Source organism: Citrobacter sp. RHBSTW-00881 (assembly GCF_013728515.1).
GTDB lineage: Bacteria > Pseudomonadota > Gammaproteobacteria > Enterobacterales > Enterobacteriaceae > Citrobacter > Citrobacter braakii.
This window is the reverse complement of sequence record NZ_CP056269.1, coordinates 3,587,268-3,604,307: the sequence shown is the minus strand read 5'-3', so window position 1 is coordinate 3,604,307 and position 17,040 is coordinate 3,587,268. Positions and strand designations below refer to the sequence as shown.

At 53.3% G+C, this 17,040-nt stretch carries 16 protein-coding genes; 4 read left to right on the top strand and 12 right to left on the bottom strand.

Translation table 11 applies throughout. From position 1 onward, the window contains the following. Positions 1-42: 42 nt before the first annotated feature. From HV311_RS17465 to HV311_RS17455, 3 genes are read right to left on the bottom strand one after another with little or no spacing between them, the layout of a single operon-like run. Entirely contained in the window at positions 43-1,326 is a 1,284-nt protein-coding gene (locus tag HV311_RS17465) for an ABC transporter substrate-binding protein (protein ID WP_181634912.1), read from the bottom strand. Positions 1,327-1,359: 33 nt separating this feature from the next. Then, positions 1,360-3,468, bottom strand: coding sequence for an ADP-ribosylglycohydrolase family protein (locus HV311_RS17460; RefSeq protein WP_191220242.1), 2,109 nt, complete (start codon positions 3,466-3,468; stop codon positions 1,360-1,362). A 34-nt stretch (positions 3,469-3,502) separates the two neighbouring features. Next, positions 3,503-4,504 (bottom strand): LacI family DNA-binding transcriptional regulator, encoded by a 1,002-nt coding sequence (locus HV311_RS17455; RefSeq protein WP_181634910.1) that lies wholly within the window; start codon positions 4,502-4,504, stop codon positions 3,503-3,505. 636 nt (positions 4,505-5,140) lie between these two features. Here HV311_RS17455 and chiP point away from each other — a divergent pair. Both chiP and chiQ read left to right on the top strand, forming a co-directional pair. Next, a complete protein-coding gene (chiP, locus tag HV311_RS17450; protein ID WP_016152254.1) occupies positions 5,141-6,547 on the top strand; it encodes a chitoporin ChiP in 1,407 nt (468 codons plus the stop codon). A 49-nt stretch (positions 6,548-6,596) separates the two neighbouring features. Beyond that, positions 6,597-6,929 carry a ChiQ/YbfN family lipoprotein gene (gene chiQ, locus HV311_RS17445; RefSeq protein ID WP_191220241.1) on the top strand — a complete coding sequence of 111 codons (333 nt, stop codon included), beginning with the start codon at positions 6,597-6,599 and terminating at the stop codon, positions 6,927-6,929. A 51-nt stretch (positions 6,930-6,980) separates the two neighbouring features. Here the strand turns inward: chiQ and HV311_RS17440 are convergent, their stop codons facing one another. The 9 genes from HV311_RS17440 to ybfF all read right to left on the bottom strand — a co-directional run bounded on the left by HV311_RS17440 (position 6,981) and on the right by ybfF (position 14,624). Next, positions 6,981-8,276, bottom strand: coding sequence for an MFS transporter (locus tag HV311_RS17440; RefSeq protein WP_191220240.1), 1,296 nt, complete (start codon positions 8,274-8,276; stop codon positions 6,981-6,983). Between the two features lie 53 nt (positions 8,277-8,329). After that, positions 8,330-9,469 (bottom strand): tricarballylate utilization 4Fe-4S protein TcuB, encoded by a 1,140-nt coding sequence (gene tcuB / locus HV311_RS17435; protein ID WP_137352675.1) that lies wholly within the window; start codon positions 9,467-9,469, stop codon positions 8,330-8,332. Then, positions 9,456-10,859, bottom strand: a complete 1,404-nt coding sequence (gene tcuA / locus HV311_RS17430; RefSeq protein ID WP_019076275.1) for an FAD-dependent tricarballylate dehydrogenase TcuA — start codon at positions 10,857-10,859, stop codon at positions 9,456-9,458. Before tcuA ends, tcuB begins: the two co-directional genes overlap by 14 nt. Before the next feature lie 97 nt (positions 10,860-10,956). Continuing rightward, positions 10,957-11,883, bottom strand: coding sequence for a tricarballylate utilization LysR family transcriptional regulator TcuR (tcuR, locus tag HV311_RS17425; protein WP_019076276.1), 927 nt, complete (start codon positions 11,881-11,883; stop codon positions 10,957-10,959). A gap of 129 nt (positions 11,884-12,012) precedes the next feature. After that, positions 12,013-12,459, bottom strand: coding sequence for a ferric iron uptake transcriptional regulator (fur, locus tag HV311_RS17420; RefSeq protein WP_003022836.1), 447 nt, complete (start codon positions 12,457-12,459; stop codon positions 12,013-12,015). Then, complete coding sequence (locus HV311_RS17415) at positions 12,452-12,538, bottom strand: ryhB-regulated fur leader peptide (RefSeq protein WP_049259739.1); 87 nt, start codon at positions 12,536-12,538, stop codon at positions 12,452-12,454. The genes fur and HV311_RS17415 overlap by 8 nt, the downstream gene beginning before the upstream one ends. Before the next feature lie 210 nt (positions 12,539-12,748). Then, complete coding sequence (gene fldA / locus HV311_RS17410) at positions 12,749-13,279, bottom strand: flavodoxin FldA (protein ID WP_045441069.1); 531 nt, start codon at positions 13,277-13,279, stop codon at positions 12,749-12,751. Between the two features lie 155 nt (positions 13,280-13,434). Then, a complete protein-coding gene (gene ybfE / locus HV311_RS17405; RefSeq protein ID WP_003022842.1) occupies positions 13,435-13,722 on the bottom strand; it encodes a LexA regulated protein in 288 nt (95 codons plus the stop codon). Between the two features lie 128 nt (positions 13,723-13,850). After that, on the bottom strand, positions 13,851-14,624 hold the full coding sequence (gene ybfF / locus HV311_RS17400) for an esterase (protein WP_191220239.1): 774 nt from the start codon (positions 14,622-14,624) through the stop codon (positions 13,851-13,853). Positions 14,625-14,818: 194 nt separating this feature from the next. Here ybfF and seqA point away from each other — a divergent pair, with 194 nt between their 5' ends. Together seqA and pgm are read left to right on the top strand one after the other, a co-directional pair. After that, positions 14,819-15,361, top strand: coding sequence for a replication initiation negative regulator SeqA (gene seqA, locus HV311_RS17395; protein WP_016152261.1), 543 nt, complete (start codon positions 14,819-14,821; stop codon positions 15,359-15,361). A gap of 24 nt (positions 15,362-15,385) precedes the next feature. Further along, on the top strand, positions 15,386-17,026 hold the full coding sequence (pgm, locus tag HV311_RS17390; protein ID WP_181634906.1) for a phosphoglucomutase (alpha-D-glucose-1,6-bisphosphate-dependent): 1,641 nt from the start codon (positions 15,386-15,388) through the stop codon (positions 17,024-17,026). Positions 17,027-17,040: the final 14 nt, after the last annotated feature.

The following is a 17,040-nucleotide window of genomic DNA, read 5'->3' as shown; positions in this document are numbered from 1 at the left end:
TCAAACGCCGCCAACGCGACGTTTGAGGCGGATTTTTCTGTTTTACTTATGCTGCATTAACGCCTGAACCCGCTGCTGGCTGCGTTCCAGCACCACCGATGTCTCCTGCTTACCCACCGTCGCCTGATTGACCATTTCACTGAGGATCATGGAGCCGGTAATATCCCCCATCCGCGTAAAGTTCTTCTCGCCGACCGATCCAAAGACCTGCATATTCGGGTACTGGGCAATCAGCTGTTCAGGGAGGCTACCAAAGACTTTGACGGCAGGGTTGTCCTTCCAACTGACGTTTTGCGCGGCGGCCTTCGTCACCGGCAGCATCGCCCCCGGCGACATCAATACCCAGTCAGCCGCGTTCTGCGCCTGTCCCATAAAGCTGACAAATTTTTCGGCGGCTTTCGTTTCTGCCTCAGTCTGACCGGCTGTGAGCGTTAATGATGTGATAACGCCAAATACGGCAGGTGATTTTTCGCTCGGCACGACAAAGCCTAAATCCGCCAGTGAACCATCCTGATAAATCGCTGGCAGGATGTAGGTCGAATAGACCGCCATCGGCGCGGTGCCGTTCATAAAGGCGTCTTTGATCTCTGTTACGTTGTTCGAGCCGGGCATGGTATAGCGGGCCAGTTCGCGATAATAGTTCAGCGAGGCCTGCATTTCCGCTGAGTTAACCGTGATGTCGCCGTTTGCGTTGAACACATTGGCACCGTTTGAAAGTGCGAACTGGGAGAAGGTTTGTTCGCTCATGACGCTTTCAGCCGTCGGCAGCGCGATGCCATATTTTTTACTGGTGCTGTCGGTCAGCCTGCGTGCCGCTTCCAGCAGCTGCGTCCAGTTTTTGGGTTCGTCGATTCCTGCTTTAGCCAGTACCGATTTCCGATACCAGACTCCCTGTAGCCAGGCGCTGATCGGCACGCCGGTATAGGCCGTTCCGTCTTCGGTACGAACAATGCGCAGCACGCCGTCGTAGAAGGCGCTTTCACCTTGCCTGTCGATCAGCGTTTTCACCGCTTTGTGGTCGATAAGCTGCTCTTTATCCATGACTTTGGCATAGTCATGGCTGACCTCGACGACCTCCGGCAGTGATCCTGAGCGGGCAAGGGTAATGATTTTGGTATTATAGGCATCCTCTTCGACGGGAACTTGCTTCACAATAATATCCGGATTCTCTTGCTGAAAGCGGTTGATGATCCCGGCAATGACGGTCTGGCGCTCCTGCTCAACGGCGGAGTGCATAAATTCGATGGTCACCTGCTGCGGTTTATCCTCACAGCCTGAAAGCAAAACGGCGGTTACCAGCGCCAGCATTGTTTTTGGTATGTTCATTTTTAATCCCTTGTTGTCGTCCATTTCCGTTAATTAACAACTGGCGCTGATATGGATAGCGTCCGTCGACAGCGCACCCGCACAAATCAGTAAACCGATCCCGCCATCCATCAAGGCTTCGTGTTCAGCGTCCTCCACGCGCAGCGTTTTACCGTCAACGGTCACGGAGATAATCTGCCCGTTGACGCTGATATCGAACGACACAGGGCGCTCGTACACGTCGGACAACGCCGCTTCTGCCAGGACTTTGGTACTGGTGTCGCGCACGCGGACGATCTGTAATTTCCCGTCGCGCAGGATGCGCGCGGCGTAATAGCGCCTCATCCCCTGCACCCGAAAAGCCAGACCGCCGTACTCCCCTGAATGCAGCGTAATGTCACTCTGAACGCGGTAGTTATCCCACTGCCGCGTTCCGTGAATAATCAATCCCTCGTCGTACTCTTTGGAGATGCGAAAGCTGGTGGGATAGTGGCGTGAAAAGAGATCCACGCCGTTTACCCAGGCTCGCCACCAAAAATTAGTTTCCCCTGTGGGTTTACGCAGGGTCAGCTCAGGTGCGCCGTCCCAGCGCATACTGTCGATGAGCAGGCGACCGCGGGCAACGCGGGCATCTGTGCTGATTGTTACGCCAATCTCGCCGATCGGTTGGCCCTGGCAGTCCGGGAGATCCAACGCCAGCGTTAGCGATTCACCCGGGGCTATGATCTGCGCGTCGCCGTACTGAGGCGTCAGCTGATTGTTGTCATCATAAACCCGGTAGCAGAGCCGCACGTTTAACGCGGATGTGTTATCCGGTGGCGCAATCAGGGTTGCCTGAAGACGCTGACCTGGGTAGATAAGTGGGGTAGCCATTAAATCGTAGCTGCGCATTTCCACGATTTCAGGCGGGGTAAAGGTTTGCGTGGTCACGCTGGCGTGAAGTCCGGGCGCAAGATGGCGATAGTGCAGACTCAACATCTGCCGCCCCAGGTGCGCCTCATTCTTAACCTCAACCGCGGCCGCATTTTCTTCATTAAGCCAGCGGAAACCCTGCACGCTGCCCGGTAGTGAGAAATGGTACTGCGCGCCGGATTTTTTGGCTTCAGGGCGCGGCAGACCGGCAATCTGGTGTCCCAGCCCGACCAGGTAATCGGTGATCCGCACGGCGTTGTTTATGGAGAACCCCCCGTCGGCTGAGGAGATCAGCATTCTGTCCGCCAGCGGCCCGCGCCAGTCCGGGCCTGCGTCAATACCCTGGACTCCCAGCATAATGCCGGACAGACAGCCGACATTCCCCGCATTGCAGTCAGTGTCCCATCCTGACGTATTGACAATGCACTGGGCCTGCTGGAAGTCGTCCGGCGCGTAAAGGATCGCCATAATCATCAGCGCATGATTAGGGATGATGTGACAATTGCTGGGATATTTGTGATAGCCATAGTTGTCGTCGATTCGCTGGCGGGTCGTCTGCCAGTCGTTATCTTCCCGTCGCCAGCGACGGATATCGCCAACCAACTGGGCTATTTGCGACTCTGCCGGGATCACGGATAGTCCGACGTCAATAAGCTGTTCGATCTCCTGGCAGATAAAGGCCTGTGATTCCATCGCCGCCCAGAGCATAGCGGCATACACCGCTTCACCGTCATGGCTCACGCTGGCGGCATTTTTGGCAAGTTCTGCCGCCAGACGGGGTTGTCCCGGTGCGACAAGCGCCCAGCTATCAATAAAGATTTGTGCGCCAATCTGTTCGGCAATCGTTTTCCCGTTGGTCGCAATGGCTCCGCTTAGCGGAGCCGGAATGCCTTTTTTGAGATTCAGCCAGGCGGTGTGTTCCGTCGAATTACCGTTGCCGCCCCACCAGAGAATGGTGCGCTTATCAATGATGTAATTAAGCCAGCAGTGCCCCATCTGTTCCGCGCTCAGATCCGGCGGCAGGGCATAATCTTCCAGTGCGCGGATAAAGGTAAAGGTTCCGGCGACATCATCGTCGGTGACAACCAGCGGACGGTTAAATTTTTCGTGGACGTAATACTGGATCGGCCCCAGCTCCTGCATAATTTTTTCGTAGGTCCACCCTTCGAAAGGGCGGCCAAGGTAGACGCCGATTAATTTCCCTAACACCCCTGCATAAACGCGCGACTCATAATCTGAAGGCAATTCCATCTGTTTGATCCTTGTGTGGTTTTTTATCAGCCGTTCAGGCGGATTCTCTTTTTACCAGGCCCCAGGGCATTTCTGTGGTGCTGCCCTGGAGCGGCGCGGTGATATCGGTTTGTGCCAGGAGGAGGGCGGCCGCTTTTTGCCCAAGCTGCTCCGGGTACTGGGCGATAGTGGTCAGGGAAGGGGTCACCAGCCCGGCGGCGGGAATATCATCGAAACCCATCACCGCAAGCTGCTCCGGGATAGTGATGCCTTTCTCCCTTGCGGCACGCATCACGCCGATAGCCATTAAATCGTTGGCGGCGAAAATCGCATCCGGGAGCGAGCCGTCATTAATCAGCTGCATCGCGATCTGATAGCCGCTCTGTTCGTTAAAACCTGGCAGAATTTTGATGCGCGGAAGGCGGCCGGCCTGGGTCATCGCCTGGCGATATCCTTCCACTCTGGCAGGCTCAGGACCGCCAGCGCTGGCGATCATCGTGATATTTTGGTGCCCCTGTGCCAGCAGATATTCGACGGCGCTGCGCGCGGCAGCGGCGTTGTCGATATAAACATTATGCAGCGGCAGCGGGCCGCTTTTTTTCATCCTGGCTTCAATACGTGCAATCGGGATCCCTGCCTGAAGATACGGGGCAAAATCTTTCATCCCGACGTTAAAAAATGTCCCCACCACGGCGTCGACCCGCCCCTGCGCTGACCAGCGCAAAAAATGCAGCTCTCTTTCCCGTAATCCATCGGTGCTGGCCACGATCGCATCGTAGTGATACCTATCCGTCACCGATTGAACACCACGGACGAGCGAGGCATAAAAAGGGTTGGCGATATCCGGCACGATGCAGGCGATCGACATGGTTTTATTGGTTTTCAGCGCTTGTGCAAAACGGTTCGGTATATATCCCAGCTGATTAGCCGCTTGCTCAACCCGGCTCACTGTCTCCTGTGGATAGGTGTGATTTCCTTTGGTGAGTACCACGGATACCACCGCCTGTGAAACGCCAGCCAGGGCCGCAACGTCTTTCTGCGTGATGCGTTTTGTCATTTATTTATCAACTTATACGTATAACCTGCATCTTTGAATAATGGGACACCCGGTAGCTGTCAATAAAAACCTTATAAAGTGAGTGTATTTGTGTGGAAAATCCGAGGACGGTCACATCAACGACGGAGAGTGAATTCAGGAGCTCGAACGTTCTGTTTGCAGAGCGAATTAATGACGTTCGAGAATTAATTTGTTTTGCGAATGCAAAGATAATTATTAGGGGGGGAATTATATATATAATAATAAAATTGAAGATATCTATATGTATATAAAGTGTTTTTTCTTGTTTTTGTGACTTTTTTTACTCCCAAAGCAAAATGTAACAGAAAACAAGAAAATATGTGCGGTTGCTCATACTATTACATACTCGTTACAGAAAGAGATTGATAATTCGCGTCGCGAAAAATAGTCTATTCATTGTAGTCACTGAGGTTTTCTCAGCGCTACTTTTTTAATTTTTGTTTTTTCGCTGTCCGCTTTTGTCGGCAGCATTTTATACCCAATGGATTTCGAGTTGCATCAAGGCGGAGACGCAGCGCGTGCGCTGTCCCCGAAGGGGCGAGGCCAAAGGCCGAGTAAAGCCAACACCGATGCAGCTTGAAAAACGAAGGGTTATACGTCAAAGAGGATTAACATATGCGTACGTTTAGTGGCAAACGTAGTACGCTGGCGCTGGCTATCGCCGGTATCACAGCAATGTCGGGTTTCGTTGTCGCTCCCCAGGTACACGCCGAAGGATTTATTGATGACTCAACCTTAACCGGCGGCATCTATTACTGGCAGCGTGAGCGTGACCGTAAAGATGTGACCGATCACGACAAATACAAAACCAACCTTTCTCACTCCACCTGGAACGCTAACCTCGACTTCCAGTCCGGTTATGCGGCTGATATGTTTGGTATTGATATCGCAGCATTTACCGCTATTGAAATGAACGAAAGTAGCGAAAGCGGCCATCCAAACGAAATTGCATTCTCGTCAAAAAATAAAGGCTATGATGAAGATTACTCCGGCGATAAGAGCGGAATTAGCCTTTATAAAGCAGCAGCCAAATTTAAATTCGGCCCAACCTGGGCGCGCGCTGGTTACATTCAACCAACCGGACAGACTCTGTTGGCTCCGCACTGGAGCTTTATGCCAGGTACCTATCAGGGTGCTGAAGCCGGAGCCAACTTCGACTATGGTGATGCTGGTGCACTGAGCTTCTCCTATATGTGGGCCAACGAATATAAAGCACCATGGCACACTGAAGTCGATAAATTCTATCAGGCTGATAAAAAGACCAGCGTAGATTATCTGCACTCAATCGGCGCGAAATATGACTTCAAAAATAACCTGTTGCTGGAAGCCGCATTTGGTCAGTCTGAAGGTTACGTCGATCAGTACTTCGCAAAAGCCAGCTATAAATTCGATTTAGGCGGTAACCCGTTTACCACCAGCTACCAGTTCTACGGCGCGCGCGACAAAGTTGATGATCGCACCGTGAACGATATTTATGACGGTACGGCCTGGCTGCAGGCGCTGACCTTTGGCTACAAAGTGGCGGAAGTGGTTGACCTGCGTCTGGAAGGGACCTGGGTTAAAGCGGACGGGCAGCAGGGGTACTTCCTGCAGCGTATGACCCCGACCTACGCCTCATCAAACGGTCGCCTGGATATCTGGTGGGATAACCGTTCCGACTTCAACGCCAACGGCGAAAAGGCTGTCTTCTTCGGCGCAATGTATGACCTGAAGAACTGGAATTTGCCGGGCTGGGCAGTGGGCGCGTCCTACGTTTACGCATGGGATGCCAAGCCATCAACCTGGCAGATCAATCCGGATGCGTACTACGACAAAAACCGGACTATCGAAGAATCTTCTTACAGTCTGGATGCGGTCTATACCCTGCAAGAGGGGCGTGCGAAGGGCACCATGTTTAAACTGCACTTCACCCAGTACGACAACCATTCAGACATTCCGAGCTGGGGCGGTGGTTACGGCAACATCTTCCAGGATGAGCGCGACGTGAAATTCATCGTTATTGCTCCGTTCACCATCTTCTAATGCCAACAGCGGCAGGCCGGGCGCCTGCCGCATCGTTGAGGAAAGTGCTATGAAAAAACTGATACTCATCGCTGTTATGGCAACCGGGCTGGTGGCTTGCGCGCAATCCCTGGCACCAAAAGAAGACAGCCGTCTGAAAGAAGCCTACAGCGCGTGCATTACTACCGCGCAAGGATCGCCGGAGAAAATCGAAGCCTGCCAAAGCGTGTTGAATGTGCTAAAGAAAGAAAAGCAGCATCAGCAGTTTGCCAATGAAGAAAGCGTACGCGTACTGGATTATCAGCAATGCATCGAGGCTACGCGCACGGGTAATGGTCAGTCCGTTAATGCTGATTGCGACAAGGTCTGGCAGGAAATTCGTAGCAAGAATACTGCGCAGTAAATCGAAAAATGAAACAGACAACGGGCGGAGAGTTTTCCGCCCGTTTGCATTTCAGGGTTTATATTCCACCGGTTGATAATTACGACTCAGCCGGACAAACAGCATTGCCGTGGCGGCGAGCCCGCAAAGTGCCGCACACATCAGCCACCACCCCGGTGAGCTTTTATCCCCGGTTAGCTGGACCAGCGCTGTGGAGATGACTGGCGTAAGGCCGCCAAAAATCGCCGTGGCAAGACTGAATGCCAGTGAAAAACCCACCGTACGCACATAGACAGGCATCACCTCGGTGAGTGCGGCGACCATTGCCCCGTTGTACATACCAAAAAAGAACGAGAACCAAAGCAGAACCAGCGTCATGCGCGTGAAATCTGGCGCGGCGGTGAGCCAGTGCATAACCGGCCAGGTGGTGATCAGTGCAAGGATGGTAATCCCCATCAACACCGGACGACGACCAATTCGGTCAGAAATCGCCCCGCCAATCGGCAGCCAGATAAAATTAGAAATACCGACCAGCATGGTGACGATCAGGCTGTCGCGAGCGCTCAGGTGAAGTACAGCTCTACCATAGGTCGGTGTGTAAACGGTAATAAAGTAGAACGTCGTTGTGGTCATCGCCACCAGCAGCGTACCCGCAGCGATAAGACGCCAGTTTTTGAGGATAGTAGTAAAAATTTCCCTGGTGTCGGGACGGTGTGTGCGTTGTAAAAAGGCGTCTGTTTCCTGAAGCGAGCGGCGGAGCACGAAGATCAAAGGAATAATCATGCAACCAATAAAGAATGGAATACGCCAGCCCCATTCAGAAATCTCATCGTGTCCCAGGGTGGCGTTCAGGCCGTAACCAATCAGAGCTGCCACCACAATGGCGACCTGTTGACTGGCGGACTGCCAGCTGGTGTAGAAGCCTTTATTGCCAGGGGTGGCGATTTCAGAAAGATAAACCGAGACGCCGCCCAGTTCCACCCCTGCAGAAAAGCCCTGTAATAATCGGCCGAGTAATACCAGGACAGGGGCCAGCAGACCAATACTGTGATAACCAGGTACCAGGGCAATCAGCAGGGTACCGCAGCCCATAATCGCCAGCGTCACCATCAGTCCTTTACGGCGACCAATTCTGTCGATGTAAGCACCCAGCACAATTGCGCCAACAGGCCGCATTAAGAAACCTGAACCAAACACGGCGAAAGTTAACATTAGCCCGGCAAATTCACTCTCTGCAGGAAAGAAGGTCTTTGCGATATAGGTGGCGTAAAAACCGAACAGAAAAAAGTCAAACTGTTCGAGGAAATTACCGCTGGTTACCCGCAGTATTGCGCCGAAAGTTCCGGCGCGCGATGGTTGTTGTGTCATTGGGTTTGCTCCACTGTCTTATCATAATATTTATAGAGGTAAGAGTTTGCGGGTTAGTCGCCTGCGACCCCCGCCTGTTTGCCGCGCCGTTTCTCAATCGCCCACTTGAGTAAGGCTGCGCAGCGGTAAAATCCGTGGGCAAATTTTCCATAAGGAATGGTCAGAAAGAGCGCCATGACCACGCCGAGGTGAATGGCGAGCAAAATAGCCATCCAGGAGGTGTCTCTTCCCGCCAGCAGCGCTAAACCGGTCAGACTGGTCAGGAGCAGCAGCAAAATAAAACCGCGATCCATCGGTTTTTGCCGTGCGTCGCCATGCAGCGGTGAGCGCTTAAAATTGAGCCATAGCAAGCCAGCCGGGCCGACAGTCAGGCCAATGCCGCCCAACGTGCCCAACATTACCGGAACGCTGAAGAACGGATAGGGCGCTTCTATACCTGCAAAGTAGTGATAGCCCGTTGCCACCACGGTGGCGGCAAAGCAGAGCATAAAACCGTAGAAGGTGAAGTGATGGAAACGGCGGCGCATCAGGGTGAAGGCATCATCTGCTTCGTTACAACCTTTGCCATGCCCACCATCGAGATACTTCAGCGTCAGCGCATTGTGCGAGGCTTCAGCAATTTCAGCGGAACGCGGTACACCCGGAGAGATTTCGCGCCAGAAGCGCAGAACACCCGCCATCAGCAGACCTATCGCCAGAATAAATACCGAACCAAACATCCATGCGAGCAGGTTATGCGGGAAAATCTGATAAAAATCCCCGGCCAGCGGAGGATGGAATAACGAGCCCTTTAAACTCATGGCGAGGAGTAAAAACAGGATCAGACCGAAAACCAGCGCCAGCGTCACGGTGATGCCTGCGCGACGATAAAGCGCGCCAAAGGTGGCGGGTTGCGCGTAGTGCTGATAGGTTTCGAGCCGCACTTCCGCCATCGCCTTCGGTACGTTGATGGCAAATTCATGGGGTGGGGCATACTGACACGCGTGCAGGCAGGCGCCGCAGTTATGGCACAAGTTAGCCAGATAATTGATATCCGCTTTACCGAATTCCAGGCGCTGAGTCATTGCCGGGAACACGGCGCAAAAACCTTCACAATAGCGGCAGGCGTTACAGACCTGCATCACACGTTCAACTTCTGCTTCCGGCTCGGTGATAATTTGTGCTTCGATGATCAGTTTCTCAAGCTGCTTCATGACGTGCCTCCTTTCGTGCTGCCAGCGCGGCTTCTTTTCCGGCAATGCGGCCAAAGGTTGTCCCGATCGACATGCCCACGCCAGCGGTGTAACCCTTGCCCAACACGTTGCCCGCCATCATCTCTCCGGCGACGAACAGGTTGCGGCTTGGCTGCCCGGCAAAGTGTACGGCAGCGCGTTCGTTCACTTTTAACCCAAGATAGGTGAAGGTGATCCCTGGCCGCAGGGCATAGCCGTAGTAAGGTGGCTGGTCCAGCGGTCGTGCCCAGTGTGTTTTCGCGGGAGTTAACTTCTTCGTCGCGCAGTTGTCCAGGACGGTATGGTCGAACTGACCTGGCTGGCAGGCGTTGTTGTACGCCGTCACGGTGTGGGTAAAGCGTTCGGTATCCAGCCCCAACTGATGCGCCAACTCCGCCAGCGTATTCGCCTGTGCGCCGGGGAATACCGGTGGCATAAAGTGGCCGATGGCTTTACTGTCGATAATGGAATAGCCAATCTGTCCTGGCTGTTGGGCGACCAGGCGTCCCCAAATGGCGTAGCGTTTGGGCCAGAAATCTTCGCCTTCATCATAAAAACGTTCTGCGTCACGGTTGACTACTATGCCGAGTGAAACGCAGTCCACGCGGGTGCAAATCCCGCCGTCATATAATGGCGCTCTGGCATCAATGGCGACGCAGTGTGACTGGGAGGGGTCGCCGATGATGTCCGCCCCGGCATCCATCATAAATTTAAGCAGTACGCCCTGATTAAAGCGCGTGCCGCGAATCAGGAAGTTATCCGCAGGCCACTCGCCGCGGGCGTTCTCTCCCCAGGCTTCGCGCAGCCATTCGCGGTTTGACTCAAATCCGCCAGCGGCAAGCACGCAGGACTTAGCGGTTATGCGCTCTTCGCCTGCCAGCGCTGCCACAAACTCACCGTTATGCAGTTCAAGCGCCTGCACTGGTGTGTTATAGCGGATTTGCACGCCTAACTTTTCTGCGCTGCGATAATAGGCATTCACGAGGGCTTTCCCGCCCCCCATAAAAAAGGCGTTGGTTCGCGCTACGTGTAAAGCACCGGAGAGAGGAGGTTGAAAATTAACGCCGTGTTGGCGCATCCAGTCGCGGCATTGTGAAGAGGTGCGGATCACCAGACGCGCCAGGGCTTCGTTAGTATTTCCCTCGGTGACGCGTCGCAGATCCTGCCAGAACTCCTCTTCAGGATAGCTTTCCACCAGCACATCCTGCGGCGCGTCATGCATACAGCGCAGATTACGCGTGTGTTGAGAATTTCCCCCGCGCCATTCCCGTGGAGCCGCTTCGAGCAGGAGTACCGAAGCTCCTTGCTCCCGGGCTGTTAGGGCAGCACATAACGCGGCATTGCCACCGCCAATCACCAGAACATCAACCATCGTATACTCCATTACCATTTAACTAATTGTTAAATTTGTAATTGAAATGTATACGCACAGCTTGTGCGGGCGCTATGACGAAGTGCTAAAGAGGGCTTTAGTTATTGTAAAGAATGGCGCCTGGCCAGCTTCCTGCTTCCACCAGTTGATGCATCACTTTCGTTAGCACCACGCGGGCGGCGAGGCCCGCGGGGGTGAGCTCATCGTCCGAGAGGCTGACCAGAAAGTTGGGGCGACTCAGTATTGGATTATGGACGCCGATCACTCTTAGCGTCTCTTTATCGAGATGGGAAATCGCCGCGCCGGGCTGGAGAGTAGCGCCGATTCCACTGCGAACGGCGCGCATTAGCAGCGCCAGACCATCAATTTCTGTGGCGATCTCAATGCGCAGCGCGTGTTCCTGACAAATTGCTTCCAGCCTGCCGCGCAGACCGTGGCCTGGGCTGGGCATTATCAATGGGATACTTGCCAGCTGGGCTGGCGCAATATTGTCATCGGCAATATCGGCCAGTAAGGCATGAGTCCCAATCAAAAACAGGCGCTCTTCGAGAATCGGTCTGGCGCTCCAGCGCAGGATCTTTTCTTTTTGAAATACCACGGCCAGATCAATCTGGCGGGTATTAATCATCCGTTCCAGGTTGCCAGAGAGGCTTTCCACCACATGCAGGCGGACATCACTATAGCTTTCCCGCATGGCGTTAATAAAAGGCATGCCGAGAACGGAAGCGGTACTGGGGGCCATACCGACGCTGACGTGCCCGGAAAGCCGGGACTCTCGCGCGGCGAGGATTGCATCGTCTGCGTGGCGGAGCGCCAGCTGCGCCTGGGAGTAAAAAGCCAGTCCGGCGCTGGTGGGCGTCACGCCACGCGAGGTGCGCTGCAGCAGGCGAATAGCGAGTTCGTTTTCCAGGCGGGACATTTGCTGGCTGAGTGCCGAAACCCCAATATTGAGATCGAGCGCCGCGCTACCCATGCTGCCGGTTTCTACAATGCGAACAAAATAGCGTAGCTGGCGAAGTTCCATTTCGACTCTCCGGGAAGGGATAATTGATTTTTACATTAAAGCAACACAGGAGTGGAGGGAAGGGGAAAAGAGGGGATAGCGCCCATAAAAAAAGCCAACCAAATGGTTGGCTTTTCAGAAAGCATTACATTATTTACCGTCGTGAGCATGCTCATCTTCGCGGCAATCGCCTTCGGCGCAGTGACCGTAAAGATAGAGGCTATGGTTGGTTAAACGAATACCATGTTTAGCCGCAATCTCACGCTGGCGCGCCTCGATGGAATCATCGCTGAACTCGACCACTTTGCCGCAGTCGAGGCAGATGAGGTGATCGTGATGATGCTGTTGAGTCAGTTCGAAGACGGATTTACCACCTTCAAAATTATGGCGGGTCACGATACCGGCATCATCAAACTGGTTCAGCACGCGATACACGGTCGCCAGACCAATTTCTTCACCCATATCGATCAGACGTTTGTATAAGTCTTCCGCACTGACGTGATGGTTATCCGGTTCCTGAAGAACTTCCAGAATTTTTAAACGAGGAAGCGTTACTTTCAGGCCAGCCTTCTTTAATGCGGTATTGTTGTCAGTCATGCGGAATCTGTCCTGTAGCTAAACGATTCACTTCATTAACAGAAGTGACAGAAATTGCACTTGAGATAATGCGATTCATTATAGAACTGCCATGGCTAAATGAAAACTGCAAGTCTCTGGCATATATTGTTAATCAAAACGTGGTATCGCCGACAAACACACTGTGCAATACCCGATTGGCATCCGGCCATTGTACAGGGTCAGACGAAAAAGTTACAAATTTGTAGCAATTATTTTGATTGGTTTTATCTATTGATGTGGCGCAGATGGAAATCTGCGCCACACAAAATCAGGCATTGATGATTTCGTCGAGGTGCAGCTCCTCAGAGATCTGCTTAACCCATTTTTCTACGCGTTCGGCGGTCAATTCAGGCTGGCGATCTTCATCAATGGCCAGACCCACAAAGTGGTCGTCGTCCGCCAGGCCTTTGGACGCTTCAAAGTGATAACCCGCCGTTGGCCAGTGACCAACGATGGTTGCGCCGCGTGGTTCGATGATGTCGCGAATTGTACCCAACGCATCGCAGAAATATTCTGCGTAATCTTCCTGGTCGCCGCAGCCGAACAATGCAACCAGTTTGCCGTTAAAATCAATGTCTTCGAGGGTAGGGAAGAAATCGTCCCAGTCACACTGCGCTTCACCGTAGTACCAGGTTGGAATGCCGAGCAGCAAAATGTCATACCCTTCGAGGTCTTCTTTGCTGCTTTTTGCAATGTCATGTACATCGGCAATGTCTTTACCAAGCTGTTTTTGAATCATTTTTGCGATGTTTTCGGTGTTACCGGTGTCGCTGCCGAAAAAGATGCCAGTGATTGCCATGAGTAAAATAACCTCTTGAAACTTATTGAAATGGTGGTGGCGCATTGCCCACGGATAAGGGCAATCATAGCAGAACAGTCAGGCATGCGGAAACAGCAAACACGCAGGACTGCACTCTGTGCTACACGATTTATGATTTAGAGCAGAAATTCAGACTAAGCCTGACCGCGCAATGCGCTGAGTTGGTTCATCAGCATCTCTTCGATGAGTTCACTGCGACTCATGTTGCGCGCCTCGGCCAGCTCGTTCAGAGCGTCAACAGCATCAGCGTTCAGTTTCAGTTCGACACGCTTAAGCCCGCGAACTTTATCGCGTTTAAGCTGATTACGTTTGTTAATACGTAACTGTTCATCACGCGAGAGCGGATTAGTTTTGGGTCGTCCCGGGCGACGCTCCTGCGCGAACAGATCTAATGTCGTACGGTCCGTTTGTTCTTTGGCCATGATCTTGGTGACTTCGGGGAAACAATCAGCCAGGCGTCTGCCCGGATGGATAGCCCGCCATAATACATCAGCAGGGGAGACACGCCAACGCCCACGCGCGTAATCACGCGCAGACGCTGAGTTTTTAATCAGTTAGCCTGCTCGCTCAGATAACGACGGATGGCGCGCAGTACCGCCTCCGGTTTTTCCGCATGCACCCAATGGCCCGCGCCTGCAATAACGAGCGCCCGAGCCTGCGGGAATTGCGCCAGCAGTTGTTCGCGATACGCTTCGGTAACATAAGGTGAGTTGCCACCGGGGATAAACAGCGCCGGGTGTTCCCACGCCGGGATGGTCTCCCAGCCGACAATATGAGGATATTGCTCCCACAGCACGGGAACATTAAAGCGCCATTCGCCGTCCACGAAGGATTTGAGCAGAAACTGGATCACGCCTTCCTCTTGTAGATGCTGGCGCATGACGCTCGCCGCCTGCTGACGCGAAGAGGACTGCGCGTCAGTTACTGCGTTAATGGCAGCAAAAATCTCATCGTGACGGCGAACATGATAGTCAACGGGGGCAATGTCGATGGCTACCAACCGTTCGACACGTTCCGGGGCCAACGCGGTTAACGCCATGACGGCTTTGCCGCCCATCGAGTGACCAATAAAGATCGCTTTTTCGATTTGTTGATCGTCCAGCGTATCCAGCAGATCTTGCGCCATGGCCGGATAATTCATCACAGGTGAACGCGGGGAGAGGCCATGATTTCGCATATCAACCTGGATGATATCGTGATCGGCCACCAGATCGCGCGCCAGGATCCCCAGGTTATCCAGACTGCCAAACAGGCCGTGCACCAGGACGATGGGAGAATTATTGTGCAGGTTTTGCGCAGATTGCGCTCGGATATTCAATTTCATGGCAAAGTTCTTTTTTTCACACTCACGGGTTAGGGTATCATGTTGACCATTCTGCCACATGGCTGCAACAACTACGGTTACTCTGAGTTTTGCCAGCCACCAGGCTTGACGCTATCCGCTGTTGGGATTTGCCTTTACACTACGCGTGTTGACCCCAACAACTTGTATTCAGCTAAACACTGCACTGGATTAAGATGAAAACGATTGAAGTTGATGATGAACTCTATAGCTATATTGCCAGCCACACCAAGCATATCGGCGAGAGCGCATCCGACATTTTACGGCGTATGTTGAAGTTTTCCGCCGCATCACAGCCTGTCACTCCGGTAGTAAAAGAAGTCCGCGCTGTGCAAGCTGTCGTGGAAGCGAAGCCGGTTAACCCCGTAAAAGATAAAGTGCGCGCGATGCGTGAACTGCTGCTGTCCGACGAATATGCGGAGCAGAAGAAAGCAGTAAATCGCTTTATGCTGGTGCTGTCTACACTCTATTCACTGGATCAAAACGCGTTCGCCGAAGCAACGGAATCGTTGCATGGTCGTACGCGCGTTTATTTTGCAGCAGATGAACAGACGCTGCTGAAAAATGGTAATCAAACCAAACCGAAACACGTGCCAGGCACGCCGTACTGGGTGATCACCAATACCAATACCGGCCGTAAATGCAGCATGGTTGAGCACATCATGCAGTCAATGCAATTCCCTGCGGAATTGATTGAAAAGGTTTGCGGAACAATTTAATCCTTGCATTAGAAGGACCAGGCAATGGCAATCCACAACCGTGCAGGTCAACCTGCGCAACAGAGTGATTTGATTAACGTCGCCCAACTGACGGCACAGTACTATGTACTGAAACCAACGGCAGGGAACGCTGAGCACGCCGTCAAGTTCGGTACGTCCGGACATCGCGGCAGTGCAGGTCGTCATAGTTTTAACGAGCCGCATATTCTGGCTATCGCTCAGGCGATTGCTGAAGAACGTGCGAAAAACGGGATCAATGGCCCGTGCTACGTGGGCAAGGATACCCACGCGCTGTCTGAACCGGCTTTTATCTCTGTACTGGAAGTGCTGGCAGCGAACGGCGTGGACGTCATCGTGCAGGAAAATAACGGCTTTACGCCAACCCCTGCCGTGTCGAATGCTATCCTGGTCCACAACAAAAAAGGCGGCCCGCTGGCTGACGGCATTGTGATCACGCCATCCCACAACCCGCCGGAAGATGGTGGTATTAAATACAACCCGCCAAACGGTGGTCCGGCAGATACTAACGTCACCAAAGTGGTGGAAGACAGGGCTAACGCTCTGCTGGCTGACGGTCTGCAAGGCGTGAAGCGTATGTCGCTGGACGCTGCGCTGGCATCTGGTCATGTAAAAGAGCAGGACCTGGTTCAGCCGTTTGTTGAAGGACTGGCCGACATCGTCGACATGGCGGCGATCCAGAAAGCGGGCCTGACGCTGGGCGTCGATCCGCTTGGCGGTTCCGGTATCGAATACTGGAAGCGTATTGCCAAGCACTACAACCTGAACCTGACTATCGTTAACGATCACGTTGATCAGACTTTCCGCTTTATGCATCTCGACAAAGATGGCGCAATCCGTATGGACTGCTCCTCCGAGTGCGCGATGGCGGGACTGTTGGCGCTGCGTGACAAGTTCGATCTGGCCTTTGCCAACGATCCGGACTATGACCGTCACGGTATCGTCACCCCGGCGGGTCTGATGAATCCGAACCACTACCTGGCGGTGGCGATCAACTACCTGTTCCAGCATCGTCCGCAGTGGGGCAAAGACGTTGCCGTTGGTAAGACGCTGGTCTCTTCGGCGATGATTGACCGCGTAGTGAATGATTTAGGGCGTAAACTGGTCGAAGTTCCGGTTGGCTTTAAATGGTTCGTTGACGGTCTGTTTGACGGCAGCTTTGGCTTTGGTGGTGAAGAGAGCGCGGGCGCTTCTTTCCTGCGCTTTGACGGTACACCGTGGTCAACCGACAAAGACGGCATCATCATGTGCCTGCTGGCGGCAGAAATTACCGCAGTGACCGGTAAGAATCCGCAAGAGCACTACAACGAACTGGCAGCCCGCTTCGGCGCGCCAAGCTACAACCGCCTGCAGGCAAGCGCGACCTCCGCGCAGAAAGCGGCGCTGTCTAAGCTGTCTCCGGAAATGGTGAGTGCCAGCACGCTGGCGGGCGACCCGATCACGGCACGTCTGACGGCGGCACCGGGTAACGGTGCTTCTATCGGTGGTCTGAAGGTGATGACTGACAACGGCTGGTTTGCTGCGCGTCCGTCAGGTACTGAAGACGCCTATAAAATCTACTGCGAGAGCTTCCTTGGTGAAGAACATCGCAAGCAGATCGAAAAAGAAGCCGTTGAGATTGTCAGCGAAGTGCTGAAAAACGCGTAAGTCTTGTTTGTACT